Source organism: Chitinophaga sp., assembly GCF_035761305.1.
GTDB lineage: Bacteria > Bacteroidota > Bacteroidia > Chitinophagales > Chitinophagaceae > Chitinophaga.
Genome location: NZ_DASTRI010000148.1, coordinates 1 through 25,904 on the forward strand (window position 1 = coordinate 1; position 25,904 = coordinate 25,904).

At 50.2% G+C, this 25,904-nt stretch carries 24 protein-coding genes; 12 read left to right on the forward strand and 12 right to left on the reverse strand.

Annotated features, from left to right (window positions below):
* The 10 genes from VFS25_RS12825 to hemN all read left to right on the forward strand — a co-directional run.
* Window positions 1-725: hypothetical protein (locus tag VFS25_RS12825; protein WP_326462547.1), on the forward strand; the 725-nt coding region annotated here is incomplete at its 5' end.
* A gap of 173 nt (window positions 726-898) precedes the next feature.
* Window positions 899-3,310, forward strand: coding sequence for a heavy metal translocating P-type ATPase (locus VFS25_RS12830; protein ID WP_326462548.1), 2,412 nt, complete (start codon window positions 899-901; stop codon window positions 3,308-3,310).
* Window positions 3,311-3,373: 63 nt separating this feature from the next.
* Window positions 3,374-3,532, forward strand: a complete 159-nt coding sequence (ccoS, locus tag VFS25_RS12835; RefSeq protein ID WP_326462549.1) for a cbb3-type cytochrome oxidase assembly protein CcoS — start codon at window positions 3,374-3,376, stop codon at window positions 3,530-3,532.
* A 25-nt stretch (window positions 3,533-3,557) separates the two neighbouring features.
* Window positions 3,558-5,693, forward strand: coding sequence for a cytochrome-c oxidase, cbb3-type subunit I (ccoN, locus tag VFS25_RS12840; RefSeq protein WP_326462550.1), 2,136 nt, complete (start codon window positions 3,558-3,560; stop codon window positions 5,691-5,693).
* A gap of 18 nt (window positions 5,694-5,711) precedes the next feature.
* Entirely contained in the window at window positions 5,712-5,891 is a 180-nt protein-coding gene (locus tag VFS25_RS12845) for a CcoQ/FixQ family Cbb3-type cytochrome c oxidase assembly chaperone (protein ID WP_326462551.1), read from the forward strand.
* A 12-nt stretch (window positions 5,892-5,903) separates the two neighbouring features.
* A complete protein-coding gene (locus tag VFS25_RS12850; protein ID WP_326462552.1) occupies window positions 5,904-6,989 on the forward strand; it encodes a cbb3-type cytochrome c oxidase N-terminal domain-containing protein in 1,086 nt (361 codons plus the stop codon).
* A 5-nt stretch (window positions 6,990-6,994) separates the two neighbouring features.
* Window positions 6,995-8,416: a cytochrome c oxidase accessory protein CcoG gene (gene ccoG, locus VFS25_RS12855; RefSeq protein ID WP_326462553.1), complete on the forward strand. Its 1,422-nt coding sequence runs from the start codon at window positions 6,995-6,997 to the stop codon at window positions 8,414-8,416.
* A 24-nt stretch (window positions 8,417-8,440) separates the two neighbouring features.
* Window positions 8,441-8,887 (forward strand): FixH family protein, encoded by a 447-nt coding sequence (locus tag VFS25_RS12860; protein ID WP_326462554.1) that lies wholly within the window; start codon window positions 8,441-8,443, stop codon window positions 8,885-8,887.
* Between the two features lie 2 nt (window positions 8,888-8,889).
* Window positions 8,890-9,606: a sulfite exporter TauE/SafE family protein gene (locus tag VFS25_RS12865; protein ID WP_326462555.1), complete on the forward strand. Its 717-nt coding sequence runs from the start codon at window positions 8,890-8,892 to the stop codon at window positions 9,604-9,606.
* Between the two features lie 3 nt (window positions 9,607-9,609).
* Window positions 9,610-10,968, forward strand: a complete 1,359-nt coding sequence (hemN, locus tag VFS25_RS12870) for an oxygen-independent coproporphyrinogen III oxidase (RefSeq protein ID WP_326462556.1) — start codon at window positions 9,610-9,612, stop codon at window positions 10,966-10,968.
* Here hemN and VFS25_RS12875 read toward each other — a convergent pair.
* Together VFS25_RS12875 and VFS25_RS12880 are read right to left on the reverse strand one after the other, a co-directional pair.
* Window positions 10,961-11,569, reverse strand: a complete 609-nt coding sequence (locus VFS25_RS12875; protein ID WP_326462557.1) for an HD domain-containing protein — start codon at window positions 11,567-11,569, stop codon at window positions 10,961-10,963. The genes hemN and VFS25_RS12875 overlap by 8 nt on opposite strands.
* A gap of 106 nt (window positions 11,570-11,675) precedes the next feature.
* On the reverse strand, window positions 11,676-12,887 hold the full coding sequence (locus tag VFS25_RS12880; RefSeq protein ID WP_326462558.1) for a DUF748 domain-containing protein: 1,212 nt from the start codon (window positions 12,885-12,887) through the stop codon (window positions 11,676-11,678).
* Window positions 12,888-12,971: 84 nt separating this feature from the next.
* On the opposite strand from VFS25_RS12880, the gene VFS25_RS12885 reads away from it, so the two are divergent.
* A complete protein-coding gene (locus VFS25_RS12885) occupies window positions 12,972-14,246 on the forward strand; it encodes a GNAT family N-acetyltransferase (protein WP_326462559.1) in 1,275 nt (424 codons plus the stop codon).
* A gap of 174 nt (window positions 14,247-14,420) precedes the next feature.
* On the opposite strand, the gene leuB is transcribed toward VFS25_RS12885, so the two are convergent.
* From leuB to VFS25_RS12915, 6 genes are all read right to left on the reverse strand, one after another.
* Entirely contained in the window at window positions 14,421-15,494 is a 1,074-nt protein-coding gene (gene leuB, locus VFS25_RS12890; protein ID WP_326462560.1) for a 3-isopropylmalate dehydrogenase, read from the reverse strand.
* 26 nt (window positions 15,495-15,520) lie between these two features.
* On the reverse strand, window positions 15,521-17,044 hold the full coding sequence (locus VFS25_RS12895; protein ID WP_326462561.1) for an alpha-isopropylmalate synthase regulatory domain-containing protein: 1,524 nt from the start codon (window positions 17,042-17,044) through the stop codon (window positions 15,521-15,523).
* A 17-nt stretch (window positions 17,045-17,061) separates the two neighbouring features.
* Window positions 17,062-17,658 (reverse strand): 3-isopropylmalate dehydratase small subunit, encoded by a 597-nt coding sequence (gene leuD, locus VFS25_RS12900; protein ID WP_326462562.1) that lies wholly within the window; start codon window positions 17,656-17,658, stop codon window positions 17,062-17,064.
* A gap of 55 nt (window positions 17,659-17,713) precedes the next feature.
* Window positions 17,714-19,114: a 3-isopropylmalate dehydratase large subunit gene (gene leuC / locus VFS25_RS12905; protein ID WP_326462563.1), complete on the reverse strand. Its 1,401-nt coding sequence runs from the start codon at window positions 19,112-19,114 to the stop codon at window positions 17,714-17,716.
* A gap of 360 nt (window positions 19,115-19,474) precedes the next feature.
* Window positions 19,475-19,882: a Dabb family protein gene (locus tag VFS25_RS12910; protein ID WP_326462564.1), complete on the reverse strand. Its 408-nt coding sequence runs from the start codon at window positions 19,880-19,882 to the stop codon at window positions 19,475-19,477.
* A 95-nt stretch (window positions 19,883-19,977) separates the two neighbouring features.
* Window positions 19,978-20,454 carry a YMGG-like glycine zipper-containing protein gene (locus VFS25_RS12915; RefSeq protein WP_326462565.1) on the reverse strand — a complete coding sequence of 159 codons (477 nt, stop codon included), beginning with the start codon at window positions 20,452-20,454 and terminating at the stop codon, window positions 19,978-19,980.
* A gap of 439 nt (window positions 20,455-20,893) precedes the next feature.
* Here VFS25_RS12915 and VFS25_RS12920 point away from each other — a divergent pair, with 439 nt between their 5' ends.
* Window positions 20,894-21,583, forward strand: coding sequence for a porin family protein (locus tag VFS25_RS12920; RefSeq protein ID WP_326462566.1), 690 nt, complete (start codon window positions 20,894-20,896; stop codon window positions 21,581-21,583).
* A gap of 182 nt (window positions 21,584-21,765) precedes the next feature.
* Here the strand turns inward: VFS25_RS12920 and VFS25_RS12925 are convergent, their stop codons facing one another.
* The 4 genes from VFS25_RS12925 to VFS25_RS12940 form a co-directional block, all read right to left on the reverse strand.
* Window positions 21,766-22,263 carry a hypothetical protein gene (locus VFS25_RS12925; protein ID WP_326462567.1) on the reverse strand — a complete coding sequence of 166 codons (498 nt, stop codon included), beginning with the start codon at window positions 22,261-22,263 and terminating at the stop codon, window positions 21,766-21,768.
* Window positions 22,238-22,624, reverse strand: a complete 387-nt coding sequence (locus VFS25_RS12930; protein ID WP_326462568.1) for a helix-turn-helix transcriptional regulator — start codon at window positions 22,622-22,624, stop codon at window positions 22,238-22,240. Before VFS25_RS12930 ends, VFS25_RS12925 begins: the two co-directional genes overlap by 26 nt.
* A gap of 61 nt (window positions 22,625-22,685) precedes the next feature.
* Window positions 22,686-23,105, reverse strand: a complete 420-nt coding sequence (locus tag VFS25_RS12935; protein WP_326462569.1) for a hypothetical protein — start codon at window positions 23,103-23,105, stop codon at window positions 22,686-22,688.
* A gap of 942 nt (window positions 23,106-24,047) precedes the next feature.
* A partial coding sequence (locus VFS25_RS12940; protein WP_326462570.1) for an FtsX-like permease family protein occupies window positions 24,048-25,904 on the reverse strand: 1,857 nt, incomplete at its 5' end.

Here is a 25,904-nt window from a genome sequence, read left to right on the forward strand (position 1 = left end):
CTGCAAAAACAACGCCAATGCCTCCGTTCCATAGCGCACTGCAACAAAGATTTTGTGAAGGATTTTCCTTTTATCCTATTCAGTCACTGCAACAGCACGGGCACCTTATTTACAAGTGCTATACACCACAACATGCTATGGCCCGGCTGCTGGAGCGCTGCTGCCGCCCGCTGCACATTAACAGCCAGTATGCTCCTCCGTTCCTGCGTAAGCTGCAGCAAAAAGATATTCCTGCAGCCGGGGAGCTGCTAGGCCGGCTGCAGGCAAGCCGCCGGCTGCTGGAAGCGCACCTGGGCAGGTTAAAAAGACGGCCGGCCGTATACAAACAGCTGCTGGATGGTATGCATATCTTTAAAACGCTGCTGGAAACGTACCAGCAGCAGGCCCTGCAGCGTATTATCAGCCAGCTGTCAGCCACGCCTGTACGTTCGGGCCGGCGGCGCTACCTGCACTACCCGGAGGTAAGCCCCGCGCAGTTTAAGCAGGTACAAACCGTTATACAGGAGTTCGTGCATAGCGTGAACACATTATATATTTTCCTGAAAAACGGTATTGACAAGGGCAAATTTGCGCCACTGCACCTGTTGCCGACGGAGCGGGAAAGCCTGCAGCTGCTGGTTAAAACAATCGGCGCTTTTAAAGCCCTGCAGGAAAAAAATATTGATCTGCTGGAGCAGTGGAAACTACAAACCATTTATATTAATAAGCTACGTACCATGAACTGATAACCGGATTCACTGTTTATCTCTATCCTAAACTATCCTATGAATGCCCTGTCATATTTATGATAGGGCTTTTTCTTTTTTATACGATAGCTGATAAATATCATAGCCGCGTATGATACCAGTCATTGCCGCCGCTGCCAGCCCCTTTTACTTTTGACGTATAACCAACGGGTATGACCACTGTAGAAACCTGCTGCTATCATTGCGGCGAAGCCTGTGAAAATAATGAACGATGGCTGGATGATAAACCGTTTTGCTGTGAGGGTTGCAAGCTGGTATTTGAGCTGCTGAACAACAACGGTCTTTGCGCTTACTACCAGCTGAACGGACAACCCGGCGCACCACAACGCACTCCTGTGCGGGCCGATAAATTTGCTTTCCTCGAAGATGAAAAAATACAGCAGCAGCTGATACAGTTCCGCAATAATACCCATACCCATGTTACTTTTTACATTCCCCAGATACACTGCAGCTCCTGCCTTTGGCTGCTGGAGCACCTGCACCGGCTGGATGCCGGCGTGCAGCGGGTTACGGTAAATTTTGCGCGTAAAGAGGCGCAGGTTATTTTCCAGGAGCCGCAAACCTCCCTGCGTAAGGTAGCGGAGCTGCTTACCAGCATCGGGTATGAACCTTATATAAGCCTGCAGGACCTGCAACATAAAAAACCCGGTATTAACCGGCAGCTCATATACCAGCTGGGCGTGGCCGGCTTTTGTTTTGGCAACATTATGCTACTGAGCTTCCCCGAATATTTTTCCGGCAACGGGGATATTGATACACACCTGTTCCGTTACCTGAACCTGGCGTTGTCGTTACCCGTGTTCCTGTACAGCGCGCAGGCATTTTACAGGTCGGCCTGGGGCGGCTTAAAGCATGGCTTCATGAATATTGACGTGCCTATTGTGCTGGCCATTTTTGTAACCTTTGCCCGCAGCCTGGCCGACATTGCCACCGGCAGCGGCGCAGGGTATTTCGACGCCCTGACCGGCATTGTATTTTTTATGCTGGCCGGGCGTGCATTGCAGGATAAAACCTACCAGGGCCTTTCTTTTGACCGCGACTATACTTCCTATTTTCCCATAGCCGTTACTGTTGTTAAAGGCGGAAAGCAGCTGCCCATAGCGCTGCCGGACATACGGGAAGGCGATATACTGCTGATACACAACAATGAGCTGGTACCTGCCGATGGTATGCTTATACAGGGCAATGCCCTCATAGATTACAGCTTTGTAACCGGCGAAGCCGATCCGGTGCCCTGCCAGGCAGGAGATATAATTTATGCCGGCGGCCGGCAGCTGGACGGTAACATTCAGCTGCACACCATTAAACCCGTAGCGCAAAGCTACCTTACCAGCCTGTGGAACCGGCAGGAGCTGCAGCAACAAACGCACCGGGAAACATCGTTCATACACCTGCTGGGCCGCTACTTTACCTGGGGAGTGCTGGGTATTGCAGTACTTACCGCCGCATGGTGGGCCTGGCACGACCCCGCCCGCATATGGCCGTCGGTAACCGCCATATTAATTATTGCCTGCCCCTGCGCCCTGCTGCTGGCATCGTCCTTTACCGGCGGGCATATATTGCGCATCCTGAGCCGGCACCGCCTGTACCTGCGCAACGCCAACGCCATAGAAAGGCTGGCAGCCACCGATCATATTGTATTTGACAAAACCGGCACCTTAACTGATAAGCATAACACCACCGTTATTTTTAACGGCCCACCGCTTACCCATGCGGAAAGTATGCTGGCAGCGGCGCTGGCCGCACAATCAACCCACCCGCTAAGCCAGGCGGTACGCAGCTTCTGCGGCAACAGCGGCTTGCCGGTGCAGCAATTCCGCCAGGTAACAGGCATGGGCATAGCGGGCGTGGTTAACGGTGAGCATATACGCCTGGGCAACGCTGCTTTTACCGGCGCCGGGGAAAATACAGCCGGCGGCAGCGTGGTGCACTTTTCTGTTAACGGGCAGGTGCGCGGGTACTTCAGCATGCAAAACGGGTACCGCAAAGGCATACCCGGCCTGTTGATGCAGCTGCGGAAAAAATATGCCCTCACCGTGCTGTCGGGCGATAACGCACGGGAAGAAAAACAGCTGCGAAAGCTAATGGGGAATGATGCTGCCTTATGCTTTTCGCAACAGCCGCAGGATAAGCTGGATCATATCCTGGCCCTGCAAAAACAGGGGTACAAAGTATTAATGATAGGCGACGGCCTGAATGACGCCGGCGCGCTTAAACAAAGCAATACCGGCATATCGCTTACAGAAGACAGCAACAATTTTACGCCTGCAAGCGATGGTATACTCGAAGCCCGGCAGCTGCCGCTGCTGCCTTTTTACATACAGCTATGCAAAGCCTGCAAGCGTATTATATTAACCAGCTTTGTGTTTTCGCTGGTGTACAATTTCACGGGCCTGTTCTTTGCCGTACAGGGCAGGCTGTCGCCCCTCACAGCTGCTGTTTTAATGCCGGCCAGTTCTATCAGCATTATACTAATCACCTGGGGACTAAGCATGCTGGCGGGCAAAAGGCTGCACCGTAAAGCATTACAGCTGGGAGCTGACGAAGATCAGCCTTTTACGTGAGCTACATCATAATACCGCTATCGCATACATCCTACTTTTGACCTGTTCGCAAATCATATAACCATGAGTGTTATCATATTGTTGCTGGGAGCCAGTCTTACCGTAGGACTTATTTTCCTGGCCGCCTTTTGCTGGGCGGTCAGGAGCGGGCAGTTTGAAGACGACTATTCGCCCGCACACCGCATACTGTTTGATGAACAACCGGAAGACCAACACCTGTAAACCAAATAAAACACAAGCTATACTTATGTCATTGGAGAAATTTTATTATGACAACCGCACAGTAAAATGGTTTGCATACGCCACTACCTTCTGGGCCATTGTTGGTATGCTGGCAGGGCTGTGGATAGCCCTGGCGCTGGTGTACCCGCCTATGAACCTGGGCTTTGCGCCTACCACCTTCGGGCGTTTACGGCCGGTGCATACCAATGCCGTGGTTTTTGCCTTTGTAGGAAACGGCATTTTTATGGGCGTGTATTACTCGCTGCAGCGCCTGTGTAAAGCACGCATGTTCAGCGATCTGCTGAGCAAGCTGCATTTCTGGGGGTGGCAGGCCATTATAGCCGGCGGCGCGCTTACCCTGCTGTCAGGCGCCACTACCGGTAAAGAATATGCCGAGCTGGAATGGCCGTTTGATATAGCCATTACCGTAGTATGGCTCATATTCGGCGTCAATATGCTGGGCACTATTTTACGCCGCCGGGAAATGCACCTGTACGTAGCCATCTGGTTTTACATCGGCACCTGGGTTGCAATAGCCATGCTGCATATTGTAAATTCTTTTGAGCTGCCTATCTCCTTCCTTAAAAGCTATAGCTGGTATGCAGGCGTGCAGGATGCGCTGGTGCAGTGGTGGTACGGGCATAACGCCGTGGCCTTTTTCCTGACAACGCCCTACCTGGGCCTTATGTATTACTTTGTTCCCAAAGCGGCTAACCGGCCCGTTTATTCCTATAGATGGTCTATCATACACTTTTGGGCGCTCATATTTATTTATATATGGGCAGGACCGCACCATTTGTTATACACCGCCCTGCCCGAATGGGCGCAGTCACTGGGCACGGTATTTTCCATTATGCTTATTGCACCTTCCTGGGGAGGTATGCTCAACGGGTTGTTAACCCTGCGCGGCGCATGGGACCGGGTGCGGGAAGATGCCATCCTGAAATTTTTTGTGGTAGCCCTTACCTGCTATGGTATGGCTACGTTTGAAGGGCCCATGCTGTCGTTAAAGAATGTAAACGCAGTAAGCCACTTCACTGACTGGACCATTGCACACGTACACGTAGGGGCGCTGGGCTGGAACGGCTTCCTCACCTTTGGTATCCTGTACTGGCTGGTGCCCCGCCTGTTTGCTACACAGCTGTACTCACGTAAATGGGCCAACGCCCACTTCTGGCTAGGCACGCTGGGTATTGTGTTTTACGTAATACCGCTGTACTGGGCCGCCTTTACCCAAAGCATGATGTGGAAAGAGTTTACTGCAGAAGGGCAGCTGAAATACCAGTTCCTGGAAACCGTAACCACCATTGTGCCCATGTACGCATTGCGTGCCGCAGGCGGCATGCTATACATCAGCGGCGTAGTGCTGATGGCTATAAACCTGGTAAAAACCACGCGCAGCGGCACTTTTGTAGCCAATGAAGCAGCCGAAGCCGCACCGCTGCTCAAATTAAAAACAGTAACTGCTCACCAAAAAGCGCACTGGCATAACTGGATTGAGCGCAGGCCCATACAAATGGTAGTCTTCAGCCTGATCGTAGTAGGTATTGGTGGCATCATAGAGCTGATACCCACCTTCCTGGTACGCAGCAATGTACCCACCATCAGCAGCGTAAAACCGTATACGCCGCTGGAGCTGCATGGCCGCGACATTTACATCCGCGAAGGCTGCTATACCTGCCACTCACAAATGGTGCGCCCGTTCCGCGATGAGGTAGCGCGCTACGGCGAATATTCCAAAGCCGGCGAGTTTGTATATGACCACCCCTTCCAGTGGGGCTCCAAACGCACAGGGCCCGACCTGGCCAGGATAGGCGGTAAATATCCAAACAGCTGGCATTACAACCACATGATGGATCCTTCATCTATGTCGCCGGGCTCCATTATGCCCTCTTACCCCTGGCTGCTGGAAGACCGGCTGGATAAAAGCACCACACCGGCCATGATCAATGCCATGCGTAAGCTGGGCGTGCCCTATCCTGCCAGGTACGAGCTGCAGGCCAATGCCGACCTGGATAAGCAGGCCGGCGAAATTGCGGCATCCCTGAAAAAAGATAAGCTGGAAACCAAACCTGACCGGGAAATCATAGCGCTGATAGCTTACCTGCAAAGAGTAGGCAGGGATGTTAAGGAAGCACCGTCCAAAACCGCCATGAAATAATTTTTAAAACAACGCATCATGAAATTCATCAACTACCTGCAAAGCATTACCGGCGTAAGCATATACCCGTTAACATCGTTGCTCCTGTTCACGCTGTTTTTTACCGTGGCCAGCATATGGGCATTCAAGGCAGATAAAGAAATGGTAGACCACGTAAGCCGTATACCATTGGACCATGATGATACTCAAAGCCGATAAACACATTTGTATATGAACAAAAAGCTGCTCTGTATCTTATCCCTGTTACTGTTAAGCGGCGCTGCCCCTGTGCTGGCGCAGGGACCGCCCAAAGCGCCTTCTGCGCTGGAAAATCCCGTAGCACAGCTGTTGCTGGCTGTAATATTCGGTTTGTTCATTGCCATTGCGGTACTGGGAAATGTGGTGGTGCAGGCCGTGGATATTTACCGCGAGCGCATGAAAAATGGCGCCGGCAAAACACTGCTGGTTGCCGGCATTATTATAGCCGGGTGCCTGTTCAGCAGCACCGGCATGGCGCAGGACAGCGCCCCGGCGGCTGCCGCGCCGCAAACCATTAACGGGCTTTCTTCCACCGCATTTTATGCGCTCACCAGCGTAATATCCCTGGAGCTGCTGGTGCTGCTGGTATTGCTATATGCGCTGCGCACACTGGCGGGCATTGAATCTAAACGCAAACGCAAACAACAACCCGCTGCCGCAGGCAAGCCAGCCGTGAGCTGGTGGGAGCGGCTAAACAAAACCCGCACCGTAACGCCTGAAGCAGAGCTTTCAGAAGATATGGGCCATGACTTTGACGGCATCCGCGAGCTGAATAACCCTACCCCGCCCTGGTGGAAATGGGCCTTCTATTGCAGCATTTTCTTTGGCATTGCCTACCTGTGGGTGTACCATGTAGTGCACAGCGCTCCGTCGCAGCTGGAAGAACTGGCCAATGCAGAAGCGCGCGCCGCAGCGGAAAAAGAAGCTTACCTGGCCAATGCCGCCAATAATATTGATGAACATTCCGTGAAGCTGCTCACAGACGCCGCTGACCTCACCAGCGGGCAAAAGCTGTTCAGCGCCAACTGCGCCCCCTGCCACGGCGCTGCAGGGCAGGGCGTGGTAGGGCCCAACCTTACCGATAACTACTGGCTGCATGGCGGCAAAATAAATGAGGTGTTCAGCACTATTAAATACGGCGTGCCTGAAAAAGGAATGAAATCGTGGAAAGACGATTTCTCGCCCAAGCAGCTGGCGCAGCTGGCCAGCTTTATTAAAAGCATATATGATACGCATCCCGCAGGCGCCAAAGAGCCGCAGGGCGTACCTGAAAACTGATATGAATGATGAAAGACGACAGCATAGCCAACAGTCCCCTGGAGCAGGAATCGTTCAGGGACCATATTGCCACTGTTAATGAGCAGGGTAAGCGCAACTGGATATACGCACAGCAGCCCAGGGGAAAATACTATACTTACCGCAGCTACCTGAGCTACCTGTACTTCCTCGTATTCTTTACCCTGCCGTTCATACACGTAAACGGCAGGCCCCTGTTTATGCTGAATGTGATACAGGGACAATTCATTCTTTTTGGAACACCCTTCTGGCCGCAGGATTTTTTCCTGTTTGCATTAATTATGCTGGCATTCATACTGTTTATTACCCTTTTTACCATGGCCTTTGGCCGCCTGTTCTGCGGGTGGGCATGCCCGCAAACCATTTTTATGGAAATGCTGTTCCGGCGCATTGAATACTGGATCGAAGGGGATGCCGCGGCCCGCCGCCTGCTGGATAAAGCTCCCTGGACAACCAGCAAGATCCGCAAAAAAGTGCTGAAGCATACGGTGTTCTTTGCCATTGCAGTACTGGTAGCCAATGTGTTTCTTGCTTACATTATTGGTATAAAGCAGCTGCAGCAAATTGTGCGCGGGCCCTTTCACGAGCATGTGGGCGGCTTTATAGCCATGCTGGCATTTTCCGGTGTGTTCTACGGCGTGTTTGCCTTTTTGCGGGAACAGGTATGCACTACGGTTTGTCCTTACGGCCGCCTGCAGGGCGTGCTGCTTGACAGGAGCTCTGTGGTAGTGGCCTATGATTATGAAAGGGGCGAGCCCCGCGGCAAATTCAAAAAGAATGAAACCCGCAGCATAGGGGATTGTATTGACTGCATGCAGTGCGTAAAGGTGTGCCCAACAGGCATAGATATACGAAACGGCACGCAGATGGAATGTGTGAGCTGCACCGCCTGTATTGACGCCTGCAACTTTATGATGCAGAAAACCGGCCTGCCGGAAGGGCTTATACGCTATGCCTCTGAGAACGGCATTGCCCAACGCCAGCCCCTGCGCTTTACCGGCCGTTTAAAGACCTATTCAATAGTGCTGTTGCTGATAATAAGCGGTATCACCTACCTGCTGGCCAGCCGCACACCGGTAAGCGGCACTATTATCCGCACTGCCGGTATGCTGTACCAGGAAAAAGGTGCGGACAGTATCAGCAACTTATACCGCATTAAGCTGGTAAATAAAACCATAGCGCCGGTGCAGCTGCGCCTGGCGCTGAACGGCACCCTGGGACAGATTATTATGATAGGCAAGCCGCAGATCAGCATTAAGCCCGGCGAGCAGGGAGAAGGCACCTTCTTTATTGTGCTGCCGCGCACGGCCATTACCAAACGTAAATCAACCCTGCGCGTAACGCTGTACGCAGGCAATAAAAGCTCCGGCGTTTTAAAAACAACTTTTTTAGGGCCGGTAAGCAATTAATATACATTTAAAAAGATAACAAACATGAACGCAATACACTGGGGGCATAAGGTAATACTGGTATTCCTGCTGTTTGCCGCCGGCATGCTAACGCTGGTAATAAAAAGTATGCATGCTAAAATAGATATGGTAACCAATGATTACTATGGCGCCGAGCTGCAATACCAGCAGGTGATAAACGGGCGGCAGAATGCGGAAAAGCTGTCGGCGCCGGTGAACATAACCCAGTCCGGCAATGAAGTGACGCTTACCTTTCCGCCGGAGCTGCACGGGCACGCACTACAGGGGCAGGTATTATTTTACCGCCCTTCAGATGCGCATAAAGATGTAAGTATGCCCCTGCAGCCCGATGCGCAGGGCAGGCAGCTGGTAAGCAAACAACGCCTGTTGCCGGGCAGCTACCGCGTAAAAATTGAATGGGCGGTGAACAATGTACCTTATTTCCAGGAGTCTGCCTTGTATATACACTGATTATGATACTGCTGTTATTATCTGCGCTTTCGCTGGGCTTTGTGGGTAGCTTTCACTGCATAGGCATGTGCGGCCCTATTGCTTTAACGCTGCCTGTACAGCATTTGAGCGGGTACCGGAAAATGGCCGGCATACTGCTGTACAATGCGGGCCGTGTTAGCGCCTATGCCATGCTGGGATTGTTGTTCGGCTGGCTGGGCCGGCAGTTTTACCTGGGCGGGTTGCAGCAATGGCTGTCCATTGCATTAGGCTATGCGCTGCTGGTGCTGGCGGGTGTGCAATACCTTAACAAACGCAAGCCGGCCTTTTTCCCGGACCTGGGCGGGCTTACCACGGGTGTGCAAAAGATACTGGGCAACCTGTTACGCCGGCAACAGTTCCGCACCTTATATGCCGTTGGCTTCTTTAACGGCCTGCTGCCCTGCGGGCTGGTTTACCTGGGCATTACCGGCGCCATAGCCACCGGCCATGTTTACCAGGGCGCCCTTTTCATGGCTGCCTTTGGCGCAGGCACGCTGCCGGCCATGGCCACGCTGGCCTGGTGCAGCCACCTGGTAAATATACGTGTGCGCAACCGCGTAAGGCAAATGATACCATTGGTAATGGTTATTATGGGCGGCCTCCTGATCGTACGCGGGCTTAACCTGGGCATTCCTTACCTGAGCCCTGCCATGCATGCGCACACGCCCGCTGTTGTTGAATGTTGTCATAAACCATAACATATGAACCTGCTTCGCAAATATAATGTGGCGGCCCCCCGCTACACCAGCTACCCCACCGTACCTTACTGGGATGAAGCCAGCTTTGACCTTACCCGCTGGCAGCAGCTGTTGAAAAAAGCCTTTCATGCCACCAATAACGACAACGGCATTAGCCTGTACATTCACCTGCCCTTTTGCGAAAGCCTGTGCACCTATTGCGGATGCAACAAGCACATTACCGTAAACCATGCTGTAGAAGGGCCTTACATTAAAGCGGTGCTGCAGGAGTGGCAGCTGTACCTGCAGTTGTTTGAGCAAAAGCCCCGCCTGCGCGAAATACACCTGGGCGGCGGCACCCCTACCTTCTTTAGCCCGCAGCAGCTGCGCCATTTACTGGAAGCCATTTATAAAACCGCCACCCTGCTGCCGGATGCTTCCCTGAGCTTTGAAGGCCACCCTAACAATACCACGCCTGCGCATATGCAAACGCTGTACGAGCTGGGCTTCCGGCGTATGAGCCTGGGCATACAGGACCTGGACCCACGGGTGCAGCATATCATACACCGTATACAGCCCTATGAAAACGTGGCTACGGTGGTAGAGCAGGCCCGCCTGATAGGCTACACCTCCATCAACTTTGACCTTATATACGGATTGCCCCTGCAAACAGCCGCCGGCATGGAAAGCACCATCCGGCAGGTAATGCAGCTGCGGCCCGACCGCATTTCTTTTTACAGCTATGCACATGTACCCTGGGTAAAAGGCGTGGGCCAGCGCCTGTTCACCACCGCCGACCTGCCGGATGAAAAAGCCAAACAGGGCCTGTATGAGCTGGGGAAAAAAATGTTTACCGCTTACGGCTATACGGAAATTGGTATGGACCATTTTGCGCTGCCCGGCGACGCCCTTCATGAAGCCTTTACCAATGGCACGCTGCACCGCAATTTTATGGGCTACACCGTAACCCACACCTCCCTGCTGGTAGGGCTGGGCGCCAGCTCCATCGGTGATGGCTGGTATGCCTATGCGCAAAACGAAAAAAGCACCGCCGCTTACCAGCAAATAGTGGGCAGCGGGCAGTGGCCTGTTAAGCGCGGGCATATACTGGATGAGGAAGACCTGCTGCTGCGCCGCCATATTCATGCGCTGATGTGCCATTTTGAAACCGCCTGCAATAAATACGACCCGCCATGCAATGCGGTAGTGGAAAGCCTGGAGCGGCTGCAGGAGCTGGAGAAAGACGGGCTGGTGAACATACAGCCCGGTAAGGTAACGGTAACCCGGGCAGGCAGGCCTTTTATCCGCAACATTTGTATGGCTTTTGACGCCCGCCTGTGGCGGAAGCTGCCCGCCGCACAGCTGTTCAGCCAGGCTATTTAATGCCGGCGTGGCCCTCCTTCCGGGCCATCAGCTCCAGCCAGTGTATATTTTCCTGCTTACCGGCCAGCAGCAGACGGCGGCAGTAGTCGGTAAAAAACACATGCACCTTCAGAAACTGCAATGCGCTGCGGTACCAATGGGGAAACTGGCGGCCCGTGCGCATTTCCATTTCCTGCCTTACCAGCATATCGGTTTGGCGGAAAACAGGGGTGCCCAGGTGGAAGGTGTCTGCATCGCAGATAATGTATTCCAGCAATGTGCCGGGTTGGGATGGAAAACGGGTTGCCATAATGCAGTTGGCAATAAGCCCCGCCAGGTTCATAGGAAGGCGCTGCCGCTGAAAGTAATCCAGCATCAGCCGCACGCCTCTTGCTTCATGATCCTGTATGCCGCCGGACAGCTGCCCTATATCATGAAACCAGGCCGCCGTTTTTACAATAAACAGCCCTTCTTCTCCCAGGGCGTAAAATGCGGCTATTTCTGCGGCGTGCTCCACCACTCTTTTGGTATGCTGCAGGTTATGGTATGGGAAAGGCTTACTGCCCTGGAATATCCCGGCAATGTACTGCCCGATTTGCTGTTCGGCTTCAATATAGTTCATGGTAGGCTGCGTAAGATGATGCCCCTGAGGATTATGATAAATATCCTACTTAATTCTGTAGAGATTTTGAATGTCACTACAAACCGCCTGCCTTAAGGTAAAATGCCTAGTGATGCGAAGTTTTATATTTCTCCAGCCCTACCTGCGCATCTTCCTTTTTACTGTCTTTATCATCTTTTTTATCCTTATCATCATCCTTACCGCCAAAAAGCCGTTTAAAAAAGCCCTTCTTTTCATCCTGCTCCACACCCGCTACAGAGCCAATGTTGATCTCATTATCCACGCTGGGCAGCAGCGCCTCAATAAACGCGTTCTTCAGCACTTCCCATACCGCGCCCATAATATCTGTTGAAGAATGATGAAAGCTGCCTTCTACTTTGATCTTGGAAGCCACCTGCTTTTTGCGCGGGTTACGCAGCACATGCGCTGCAGCATCTATCACGGTTTCTTTTGCTTTCTGTAAAAAAGGATCATGCTTATCTTCCATCCCTTTCACCTGCAGGTCTTTAATAATCGGTTTTACATACCCTTTAAAATCCCCCTGCTCCGCGGCAAACTCGGAGTACAGCCCCATGGTGCCTTTACTTACATCAAACTTGCCATAGGCCTTGAAAAAGTTATTCAGCTGCGCCAGGTTTGCATGGGTCATTTCGGCATTAAGGTCAAAAGTAGGGTCCTTTGCCAGGGCGTTCAGCTTCATGTTCAGGGACAGCTGCCCGCCGTAAACATCGGCTGTGGCTTTCACGGTAGAAGGCAGCAGCTCTTTTTTATCAGCCGTGTTCTTGAGGTTACGCGCCAGTATATAAGTACGCTGCAGGGAAATATCCACCTTGGGAGCAGCAGTACTGTCTACATAATGAATACTGCCGTTGTGCACTTCAAAGCGGTTTACTTTCAGCGGCATAAAGTCTTTCAGCACCTGGCGGAAATCGTTGGTATCTTTAGCTACCTGTCCCAGCTCCGCCTTATCTTTTGTAAAAACCAGCTTAGGATCATACAGCTCCAGCTCGCCCACAATGTTGCCTTCAAACAGGGCGTGCCACTCAACCGACAAATCAATGGTATTGGCCCGGAAAAATTCCGTTTGCTTTTGCGTGGCGCTGTCCAGCTTATTGATGTAAATGTTGTTCAGCTGGTAAGCGCCACGGTACAGCGCAATATCAATGTCCTGCACATGCCCGTAGTAGCCCTGCATATGCGATAGCGTGTTATTGGCGTACCGGAGCACGATATAAGGTAAAAACAGCCTGAACAAGATAAACAGCAGCAGAATGCCGCCGGTAATGATGTATCTCTTTTTTATTTTCGTCCGGGTCATATTTACCGTTTAACAAAACTTACACCAGCTTTTGTGCTGAAAGTTTATATTGTTGTGCCCGTAATGGGGTAAACTGTTATCATCATGCAAATACCCGCTGTGCTCCAAAATGCCGTCCCTGCCCAGCTGGAGCAGGCCGTAGCTGATAATCACGCCGAAATGTTCATGCAGAACACGATTGCCTGCGGAGGAGCAATACAACGCCGCAGTGGCCTCACCTGGACCTACTCGGGGCCTGAGCATGGCGCTGCCGTGCTTTTCCCAGCCATGGATGCTGCGGCGGCAGGCCCCCAGCTGGATGAAATGATGGATTACTACCGCATGCATCCGCCTAAGGGCGCCGGTTGCTGGTCGCTGATGCCGGCACAGCCGCATAACCTGGGCGTATTGTTGCTGGCACGGGGCTTTCAGCCCGGCTGGCAACCGCAGTGGATGGCTCTTGACCTTAACGCCATGCATACCGGGCATGCCAGGCCTGCAGGTTTGCAGGTAACCGCGGATAACGAAACCCCTATCCATGACATAAAAGACCTGCCCTATGCAAACAGCAACAGCCTTTCCGCAGAGCTGAAGCAGCAGTACCCCGACCGTGCGCAACGTTTTATTGCCACGTACAACGACCGCGTGGTAGCCCACAGCGAAGTTTTTTTTACTACCGGTCCCCTGGGCGTAGCGGGCATTTACAGCGTAGGCGTGCTGCCCCGCGTAAGAAACAAAGGCGTTGGCAAAGCCGTGGTGCTGGCCGCCTGCCAATACGCCCAACAACGCGGCTACCGCTACGCGGTGTTAAACGCTACCGGGCGGCGTATGTACGAGCAGGTAGGTTTTCGCTTTATAGGTTATGGCAATACCTGGTGGCTGCAAAGCCAGGCATACCGCACACACCCGCTTACCAGGGAGCAGGTAGCCTTGGCCGAAGCTGTAGGTAACGGCAACATAGCCATGCTGGAAGCATTAAGCAGCCGGTTCAGCACCGCGGGGATGAATGCTCCTATGGCCAATGGCCTTACACTGATACAGCTGGCGGTACACTGCCGGCAGGTTACCGCTGCAGAATGGCTGATGGGCCACGGCGCCGCCTATACGGTGCTGGATGCCTGGGACCTGGGCAAGCAGGAGCTGGCGGCTGCCATGTTAAAAGCGCAGCCGGCGCTGGCGAACCAGCAGTACGGCGAGTGGCAGGCCACCCTGCTGCACCTGGCGGCAGAGCGTAATGATGTAAGCCTGGCGCAGCTGGCGCTGAGCGCCTGTCCTGACCTTGAAATAAGAGATAAAACATATAACGGCACCGCGTTGGGTTGGGCACTGCACCTGGGGAGCACGGAGATTGCGGAGATGATACAGAAAAATGTAAAATAGCCAATGTAAAATCTAAAATGTAAAAGTAGTTGTGCCGTACTATGCCACTGCTGCGGTAAAATAAAAATGCAGCGATTATACACCGCTGCATGCTTTTATATCCTCAGATAAAAGGTGATGCCCCTGTGAAGCACTGCCCTTTACTTTTACATTTTACATTTAAAATTTTACATTTTACATTCTCTTCAGCACTTCTTCTCCGATGGCATCTGTACCCAGTATTTTATCGGCCGGTGTTTGTGCATCGGCAATGTCGCGGGTACGGAAACCGGCTTTCAGCAGCTGGTCTACGGCGTTAATAACGTTTTCTGACTCAGCCTTCATGCCAAAGGAAATATCCAGCAGCAGTGCGGCAGACAGGATAGATGCCAGCGGGTTGGCTACGCCTTTACCTGTAATATCATGCGCAGAGCCATGAATAGGTTCATACACACCGGTACCGTCGCCAACAGAGGCAGAGGCCAGCATGCCCATGGAACCGGCTATCTGCGATGCTTCATCGGTCAGGATGTCGCCAAACAGGTTAGCGGTTACCACTACGTCAAAACGGCGCGGGTCCTTGATGAGCAGCATGGCGGTAGCATCTACAAACTGGTGTTCTACTTCTACATCCGGGTAGTCCAGGGCTACTTTTTGTATTACTTCCCGCCACAGGCGTGATGTTTCAATTACATTGGCCTTATCTACGGAGCACAGTTTTTTCCTGCGGGTACGGGCGGCTTCAAAGGCTTTGCGCGCAATGCGCTCTACTTCGTAACGGCTGTATTCTGCAATGTCATAAGCAGTATCTCCATTGTTCTTGCGGCCTTTTTCTCCAAAGTAAATGTCGCCGGTAAGCTCGCGGAAAAACAGGATGTCGGCGCCTTTCAGTATTTCCGGCTTAATGCTGGAAGCACCCAGCAGCTCGTCAAACAGCTTAATAGGACGCAGGTTGGCGTACAGGCCCAGCTCCTTGCGCATTTTCAGCAAACCCTGTTCAGGCCGTACTTTGGCTGAAGGGTCGTTATCATATTTAGGATGGCCTACAGCGCCAAACAATACGGCGTCTGATTTGCGCATTTTTTCCAATGACTCATCCGGTAACGGGTTGCCGGTTGCTTCAATGGCTACGTGGCCTATCAGCGCTTCATCGTAAGTAAAGGTATGGCCGTATTTGGCGGCTATCTTGTCCAATACTTTCTTGCCAACGGCAGTAACTTCCTGTCCTATTCCATCTCCTGGAACAATTAAAATATGCTTGCTTGCCATGCTTTTGTGGATTGTTATAAATGATCTTATATCAGGTTCAACATTTTTTGTGTTGCCTTTATGGCCGATACTGTCTGATCACTATCGAGCCCGCGGGTTTTAAACTCCCGGTTATTATACCGCCAGGTAATAACGGTTTCACATAAGGCATCGCTTTTACCGCCCGGTGGAATGCGCACGGTGTAATCCGCCAGCTGCGGCAGCTCCTGCCTGCGCTTTTTATATACTTTCTTTAATGCATTCATGAATGCATCATACTGGCCGTCGCCCTGTGAGTGCTCCTCGAACAGCTCTCCCTGAACAGAGATCTTCAGTGACACAGAGGGCTGCAGGTTGGTGGCATGGGTAAGCACATAGCTTTCTATGCGCACCTTGTCCTCAATGGTTTTGCTGTCCAGTATGTCGGAAATAATATATGGCAGGTCGGCCTGGGTTACCACTTCTTTGCGGTCGCCCAGCTCAATAATACGTTGTGTTACCTTTTTCAGGTCAGGTTCGGAAAGCTTAATGCCCAGCTGCTGCAGGTTGTTCTCTATATTGGCTTTGCCGCTGGTTTTGCCCAGGGCATAGCGGCGCTGGCGGCCAAAACGTTCGGGCATCAGGTCACTGAAATACAGCTTGTTTTTTTTGTCGCCGTCTGCATGTATGCCGGCGGTTTGGGTGAACACGTTCTCCCCTACTACCGGTTTGTTGGCAGGTATGCGGAAGCCGGAAAAGGTTTCTACCAGCTTGCTCACGGTGTACAGCGATTTTTCATCCACCGCTGTTCTTACCTCCGGCAAAAAGTCGTTCAGCACTGCAATGGCGCTGGCCAGCGGCGCGTTACCGGCCCTTTCGCCCATACCGTTAATGGTAAGGTGCACGCCGTGCGCGCCTGCCTTTACGCCTTCCAGCACATTGGCGGTGCCCAGGTCGTAGTCGTTATGCATATGCACGTCAAAATGCAGCTTCGGATAACGCTGGACAATGGCGGATGTATATTCATATACTTCAGACGGGATAAGGATGCCCAGTGTATCGGGCAGCATAATGCGCTTTACGGGCTGGGTTTGTAAAAAGTCCAGGAACTGGAATACATAGTCGCGGGAGTGGCGCATGCCGTTGCTCCAGTCTTCGAGATACACATTGCACTCCAGGCCTTTTTTCCTGGCCAGCGCAATTACCTGCGCAATTTCTGTAAAGTGCTGCTCCGGCTTCTTTTTCAGCTGATGCGTAAGGTGGTTGAGAGAACCTTTGGTAAGCAGGTTCATTACCTTTGCGCCCGCTTTCTGCATCCATTCCACGCTAACATCGCCGTCCACAAATGTCAGCACCTCCACGCGGTTAATAAAACCATTGGCCTTTGCCCATTTGGTAATGGCCTTTACGGCTGCAAACTCTCCTTCTGATACACGGGCAGAAGCAATTTCGATACGGTCTACTTTTACTTCTGTTAACAACAGCTGTGCAATGGTTAATTTTTCCGATGGTGAAAAAGAAACGCCGCTGGTTTGCTCCCCATCCCGCAGGGTGGTATCCATTATTTCAACATAGCGTCCGGCAACTGACATAATTGTGGTGAGATGGTTTAGTACATGCTGTTGGCAGCAAAGGCCTGTATTTCGCTTTTCATGGCCTGCAGGTAATCAATATCATCATAACCGTTCATAAGGTTATGCTTCTTATAGCTGTTAATATCAAACTTTTCGCTTTCGCCGCTGGCGATAATGGTGATGGTTTGCTCCGGCAGGTTCACGGCTATTTCAGCTTTGGGATCGGCTTCTATAGCGGTAAATATCTTATCCAGGAAAGCAGGGCTTACCTGTACAGGCAGTATGCCTATATTCAGGGAATTGTTCTTGAAAATATCTGCAAAAAAGCTGCTTACCACGCAACGGAAACCATAGTCGTAAATAGCCCAGGCAGCGTGCTCACGGCTGCTGCCGCTGCCAAAGTTTTTACCGGCTACCAGTATTTTACCGCTGTAAATGGGATTGTTGAGCACAAAATCCTTTTTGGGCGTGCCGTCGCTTTCATAGCGCCAGTCGCGGAACAGGTTATCGCCAAACCCTTTACGCTCCGTGGCTTTCAGGAAGCGGGCAGGAATGATCTGGTCAGTATCTACGTTTTCAATGGGCATAGGCACTGCGGAGCTGCGTAGTACCGTGAATTTATCGTAAGCCATTTTATTTATCGTGTCGGTTTATAAAAGTTGTACAATCGTTTATACGGCGGCGTTATTATTCGGCCATCAGGGCGCGCGGGTCTGTTACCACGCCGGTTACGGCTGCTGCTGCCGCTACCAGCGGGCTGGCCAGCAGGGTACGGGCACCGGGGCCCTGGCGGCCTTCAAAGTTGCGGTTGCTGGTGCTTACTGCATACTTGCCGGCCGGTATCTTGTCGTCGTTCATAGCCAAACAAGCGGAACAACCGGGCTGGCGCAGCTGGAAGCCGGCTTCGGTTAATATATCCAGAATACCTTCTTCTTTGATCTGCTGCTCTACAATGTGTGAGCCGGGCACGATCCAGGCCGTAACATGGTCTGCTTTTTTGCGGCCTTTCACGATGGAGGCAAAGGCGCGGAAATCTTCAATACGGCCGTTGGTGCAGCTGCCTATAAATACATAGTCCACCTTTTTGCCCAGCATTGACTCCTGTTCGTGGAAGCCCATGTAGTTCAGCGACTTTTCGTAGCTGGCCTTGCTGCCGCCCGCTGCCTGCGCAGTGGGTATGTGCTGCGAAATGCCCAGGCCCATACCGGGGTTGGTGCCGTAGGTGATCATGGGCTCAATATCTGCTGCATCAAAGTTGTACTCCTGGTCAAAGGTAGCGCCGGCATCGGTTTTCAGCGTTTTCCAGTATGCCAAGGCTTTGTCCCATGCTTCGCCTTTGGGAGCTTTTTCACGGCCTTTGATATAGGCAAAGGTGGTTTCGTCCGGTGCGATAATACCGCCGCGCGCGCCCATTTCAATGCTCATGTTACATACCGTCATACGGCCTTCCATGCTCATATTCTCAAACACTTCACCGGCATATTCCACAAAATAACCGGTAGCGCCGGCTGCGGTAAGGCGGGAAATTATATAGAGGATTACGTCTTTAGGTGTTACGCCCATGCCCAGCTTACCATTTACGTTAATACGCATTTTCTTTGGCTTGGGCTGCATAATACACTGGGATGACAGCACCATTTCTACCTCAGAGGTGCCGATACCAAAGGCAATGGCGCCAAATGCGCCGTGGGTAGAGGTATGGGAGTCGCCGCACACAATGGTCATACCCGGCAGGGTAATACCGTTTTCAGGACCTACCACGTGCACTATCCCGTTTTTGGGATTGCCCAGGCCCCAGTGGGATATACCGTATTTGGAAGAATTGGTTTCCAGGGCTTTTAGCTGGTTGGCGGAAAGCGGGTCCTGCACCGGCAGGTGCTGGTTAATGGTGGGGGTATTATGATCGGCGGTGGCAAAGGTTTTTTCCGGGAACATTACCTTCAACGCACGGTTCTCTAACCCCAAAAATGCCACCGGGCTGGTTACTTCATGGATAAAGTGGCGGTCTATGAAAAATACATCCGGACCATCCTCAATTTTTCTCACAACATGTGAATCCCATACTTTGTCGAATAATGTAGTGGGCATTTGGCTCATTTTTTATATTTTAAAAAGTAACTACAAAATTGTTAAAATATATCCAGATATTCTGCTTTTAAGTCAGATTTTTTCTAACAGGAAACGTTAAAAACCAATTATTAAAGCAGCAAAGGTGCTGGCCGCACCAGGGTGGGCAAAGCCTTTTATAGCTGGTTATAAATACTTTATATATTATGTACAGGTGGCAGGCGGGTTGTTTTACCAGGGACCAGCGCATATCATGCTGCAGTTGCTGTATAAACACTGGGCTTGTTTTACCAACAAAGGTGTATGCATGAAGCTTAGCCCTGGGAATCATGCGGCCCGGCAACATTAGACCAGGCAGCCCTACCCTTCCTGCCCGGCAGCTTACGCCTCTACCGCATCATATACAATTACTTTCTCCCACAGGTGGCCGTAGTTTTTAATAAACGCCAGGTGAATGGGATCTGTCTGGTAAGCAGCCTGCCCGGCCAGGTCGCTGAAGAACATGAGCTCCGATACGGCCCAGGTGTTATCTACCACATCCCTTTTTTCGGTATTGGCCACTACTCCTACGCGCAGCTCTTTTACGGTTTTGATCTTCGACAGGGTTTTAACACCTTCTACCAGTTTGTCACGGTCTGCTGTAGAACCTGGGTTCTTAAGCCAGAAAAATACATGATGCACAACGGGATATTTAGGCTGGCCCGGCAATGACGCTGCTGAAGCAGCTGCGGTGCCGGCAAAAATGGTGGCTGCGGCGCCCAGGAATTTACGTCTGTTGGATTTTTTCATGGTTAATCGGGTTGATGCCCTCAAAATAACAAATATAGCGCATAAAAAAGGCGCCCTCCCCGTGGGGGAAGGGCGCCTGTATAACTAAGGCCGTGTTATTGATTGGTTGTTTGCTTTTCTGCTTTTTTCTTCTTCACATGATCCACGATAGCGCCCGTACCGGCACCTACGCCAGCGCCAACTACCGTACCTATGGCAGCACCTTTCAGGTGATCTTTATTAATAATTGCACCGGTTATGGCACCTGCGCCTGCACCTACCACAGCGCCTTTAGCAGTATGGCTCCAGCCTTTTTTCTTTTCAGCAGTAGTAGTGGTGGTAGTGGCTGTTGGAGCAGTTGCGGCGGCACTGGAAGTGCTGTATTGGCTGCCTGCTTCGTGGCTGCTGCTTTTATGCTTTGCCTTTGCAGTGTTTATGGAGTCAATTACCTGCTGTTTTACTTCATTTACCGCGTTCATTGAGTCGATAGTGGCCTGTTTAGCATCTCCTATAGCGGCATCGCGTTCCGCATTGTTCCGGCAGGATGCGAACATTAATGCGGCTGATGCTAAGGCTATACACAAGTTTTTCATGGCTTAAATTTTTTAAAAACGAATTAGGTTATGGGCATGTGATAACGAAAATTATGCCATTTGCCACTGCTGAAAGCGAGTAAATCATATAAATACATACATCTCATTCATTTACAGTTTAATAAATTTTTCTCTTACTGTTTTTTCACCCTGGCTAAATTCAATTATAAAAGTGCTTTACCGGCAGGCGGCGATGGCGATGGCACCGCTACAGTGCGTATCACCGGCCGGCCGGAGGTTAGGCGGCATTCCGCCGGCCATTGGTTAATTCGGCGTATAGCACCCGTATAGGTATATGGTTTTATACAATTGTTAATTAAACTACGTATAGTATTGAAAGTTATCTCCTGAATTGTAACTTCACTGGCTTGTTGCCCGTTTTATACCGGTTCGTTTACCAAGCAGTATAACCCTTAACAAAATACAATCTATACCTAACATGAAAAAACAGCTCCTTTTTATTATTGCGGCCCTTTGCTGTGCATCATTTTCCTATGCCCAGGTCACTTTTGGCATCAAGGCCGGCTTCAGCGCAGCCGGTATGAGCGCTAAGTACAAGCTGGCCGACAGCCTGCCCAGTATAAAAGAAAACACTAAAACCATCCCTGCCTTCCATGCCGGTATTGTGGCAGATATTACCCTGGCAGAAGGCTTTTACCTGCAACCCGGCCTGTTTTACAGCGCTAAAGGCGCCAAGATTACAGAAACTGTTCAAGGGCCTGCAGACCAGCCGTTGACTGCAACAGCTACTGTGCACCTTAATTACCTGGAGCTGCCCATTAACTTTCTTTATAAGCATCCCGCAGGCCCCGGTAAAATATTTGCCGGCTTTGGTCCTTACCTGGCGTATGGTATTGCCGGTAAAATAAAGACCAAAGTAGATGGATATGATAACACCGCTGAAACAGACGTAAAGTTTGAGAACAAACAGGATGTTTCCGGTGCAGTGGCGTATGTAAAACCTTTTGATGCAGGCGCCAATTTTATTGCCGGTTATGAAATGAATATGGGATTGCTGTTCAGTATAAACTACAGCCTGGGCTTAACCAATACCAGCCCTTACAACGGAGAAACAGAAAAGAACCATTACCTGGGTATCAGCATCGGCTATTTGCTAAAACGCAAATAATGTACGGTACATATCATTGAATCGCCTTAAAAAAGTTGACGGTTAAATATTGATCCCGGTTTGCCTCTGGCGGCCGGGATTTTTTGTGGCAGGCATATCATGGTGTGATTTTACCGGTTTTAGTCGCGCAACTGTGCTGCAAAAATCTTCGAGAATTTGAAGGAAAGTTCAGAAAGCCGTTCCTATTTTTTTGTATTCCTTTTGTGCTTCACGTTTTTTCCAGGTGCCACAGGCTCATTTTGCATAGCGGCCTTTTTACCTGCAACGAGGTCCCGCAAATCCAGTGAAGGTACCCAAAGGCGGCCCGCCGGGAAATGCGAGGTAGCACCTGCAATAAAATTTCGGAGGTAGTTAATGGTCATAGATAAGCCGCTATTCACCAGTAAAGTATCTTTATCTGTTTTCTGAATGGCATTTTCATCCAATGAAAAAATGCCTACCCCCTCCACCTCCATAGAATATCCCTGTAGCGGCTTTCCGGCAGAGGGGTTATTTATCAATATCTTTACAAAGATGTTGATAGTATTATCAGGATTTTGCCGTATGGCAAAATCAAGGTCATAATCATAGTTGCTGAAGTATTCGGGAAATGAAATATCATTAACTATTGCAATGAATTTATAGTCGTACCGCAATACAACAAAATCCTTTAACCTAAGCGGGGATGGCTTTAATTTCATCGCTATTAAAATTTTTCAGACCCTCCATTCCTGATTCATAAACATTTTCAGGCTTTACTATAGAACGGCGCACCCATACAGCATTGCCGGGCAACCTGATTTTTTTAATGCTTTTCATAAACTCTTCTTCATTACAATGTATAAAGGCCTCCCCGTTTTTAGCTTTAGCCTGGATATTAAATTCCAGGCCCAATGCGTGTGCCATCCTGGTTAATATTTCTAAATTGGGCAGCTTATCTCCCCTGTAAAGCTGGGTAATATAACTGGCAGAGGTACCTATTTTCTTTGCTAACTCTTTTCTGTTTATTCCCAGCGCTTCCTGGCAGGATTGTATTTCTCCCAAAAACTTAAAAGCAAGCATGTGGGTATCATGTTCAATTAAAGCTGCCTCATTTTCATGGCTTAAAATGCTATTCCAGGGGTTATTGCTGCTCAGGGTATGCGCGAATTTCATACTCATAATTATGTACTTTAGTGATGAGGGACTTTGACTTTGCGTTATTCTTTTCTGCTTTTTTCTTTTCCAGCAGCTCGCTGGCGATTACAAAGAAGGTGCCATCAGGGCCGGATACCTGTTTACAATATATACGGATGTTTTCTCCATGCTTCAGGAGCTTCATGGCGTATACATCATTAATGGTATTATTAATATCTTCTTTGTCATATAAATCAGGATTCTTAATATTTCTCACTATTAAATCAACAATGTACCTGAACTTTTTCTTCCTGGCCTCCGTTTGATTAAGAAATCCCAGAATTTTCTGATTCTCTAATGCATCTATGCATACATAGCGCTTCCGTTCTTTTGAGCCAGAAATTATATAAGCAATACGTTTAATCACGAAATTAAGCTATAGGTTAATTAATTCAAATTTTTTTCAAAACAAAAAACACCCGCTGCACACCATATATTAATTATCAACAACTAATAACAACTTTAATTTCTTAATATGATTTATAACAAACGCTTCCCTCCGGATGGGTACGGCCATACTCATACCAGGGGCCGTTGACTTGCCGCTTATTCCTACAAGCTTGGTAAATATTTAATCAGGTAGATTGTTCTTAAAGTGCTCCTGTATGACAATCATTACAAGTAATGTTTTGGTTGGTTTGCTTAATGGGGTGTCTGCAAAATGGTTAAACACAGGGAGCCAAATATACGTAAAATCCTGAACCGGCAAAAAATCCCCTCTGCCTGGCATACGCCAGACGGGGTTTTGAGTCAATTAATCTTCTCTGTTTACCTGGCTTCCTACTAGTTAAGCTCAATGAAGATATCAAGTTTAATCCTGGCGCCATTGATATATACTCCCAGTGATAAAAGATAAAAGTAAAGGACCGCCTTTTTAAGGCAGGTCCTTTTAAGTCTATCTAGTATCAGTATCTTGTAAAAATTATTTTGGAAGAAAATTGGCTTCCCCAGTAGAACTGGTAACTACTACTGGCCGGTATTTAGTTACACTGGTCATGCCATGTATGGTTATTGATTCAGTCAAAGTACCTATAGTAGAAAGTTATTGCATTAAACTAGTAAAGCAGTTCCTGGAGGCGAAAAAATATTCATTCGGCCAGCAAGCTTAAACAGCAAGGCTTACAATTGAATAAATAAATTTTTACTGGACAATAATAGTTCAAAGTAAGGCGCTGTACATCTATAGTTGCACCCTTTAAATATTCTTTCGTATAAAATGCTATATAGGACAAAGTGTTTATAGACCGGGCCTGCAAAACCGGAAAAGCAAGTGCCTATTATAATCAAAATTAAATTAAGTTGTACGCCCCTATTCCGCCCGCAGGGACTGTACCGGGTTTGCCAGCGCGGCTTTTACGGATTGGAAACTGATGGTGCATATTGCCACTGCCAGCGCCAGGCAGCCCGACAGTGCAAACACCCACCACTCAACATGAATATGGTAGGCAAAGCCCTGCAGCCATTGCCCCATGGCATACCATACTACCGGCACTGCAATAACAATGGCTATAAATACCAGCTTTATAAGGTCTTTTGAAAGCAGCGTTACCACATTTACAACCGAAGCGCCCAGCACTTTGCGGATGCCTATTTCCTTGGTGCGCTGCACCGTGCTGTAAGCAACCAGTCCTAACAGGCCCAGGCACGATACAAAAATGGCCAGCATGGCAAAGTAAAGGAACAAGCGGCCAAAACGTTCTTCGCCCCGGTATTGGCGGTCAAAAGAAGCATCCAGGAAATTATAGGTGAAAGGCCGGCCCGGTATCAGCCTATTCCACTGTTTTTCAATAGCGGCTACGGTATTGGGCAGGTCACCGGCCGCTACCTGTACAGAAAGCAGCCAAAAGCTGTTGGGCTCAATGCGCATGGTTAAAGGCTGGATGGCCTGCTGCAGCGAACGTACATGAAAATCTTTTACCACACCGATCACCTTCCCTTCGTGGCCCCACTGGCTGAAACGCCGGCCTATGGCCTGCTGCGGGCTGGAATAGCCCAGCACTTTGGCAGTGGCTTCATTAATGACCATGGCCTGTGTGGAGTCTGTAGGAAAATCGGGGGAAAAAGCGCGTCCGGCTACCAGCTTCAGTTTATAACTGGGAATGTAATCAAAGTCCACAAAGTACAGGTCCATATTGGACTCCTGCATTTCCCCGTTCATATTCTCCATTTTCGTATAGGCGCTGGAATTTTCTCCCCCGGGTACTGCGCCGGAAAAGGTGCTTCCCTTTACGCCTTTAAACCGGCTGATGGCATCACGGAAGGCATACTGCCCCCGTTCATTAAAAGTGCTGATCACCAGCATCTGGTCTTTCTGAAAACCCAGGTCCTGGTTGCGCATATAGCTCGTTTGCCGGTACACCACTATGGTAGCTGCTATTAACGACAGGGAAATGGAGAACTGCGCAATCACCAATCCTTTTCTTAATAATACGCCCCTGCTGCCGGTGGTAAAGCGCCCTTTGAGCACTGTTACCGGCCTGAAGGCCGATAGCACCCATGCAGGATAGCTGCCTGCCAGCACGCCTATGCCTGCCGCGCCCAGGAACAGGCAGCCAATGGCGGGCCAGTTCCGGAACAGGCCATTGCTGATGGTTTTACCTGCCAGCTGGTTAAATAAAGGTATAAGCAGCGCCGAGAGGATTAAAGCACATACAAAGGCGCAAAGGCACAGTATAACAGACTCGCCTATAAACTGCAGGGAAAGCTGCTGCCGCACCGCGCCTGCCACCTTGCGTATGCCTACTTCCCTGGCCCGTTCTGTTGCACGGGCGGTAGTAAGGTTAATGAAGTTGAAACAGGCTATCAGCAGTATAAGCGCTGCTATGATGGAAAAGATATACACATTGCGCACATTGCCATCCACCCCGCTGTAGGCCCGTTTGCTGAAGGTGAGATACACGTCTTTTAACGGGTGCAGCGTAAGGGTGTAATACATTTTGTTCTTTGCCATCATTTCACCGATATGGCGCTGCAAAAAGCCCGGCAGCTTAGCTTCCAGGGCCTGGGGATCGGCATGGGGGTACAGCAGCAGGTAGGATGCAGCGGCGTGCACCGTCCAGTTATCCGCAAAATTGCTTGCGTACACCTGCAGAAAGGTAGGCATTGCTAACAGCATGTCTGCCTTTATCTGCGAGTTCTCCGGGAAGTCCTGCATTACGCCGGTAAC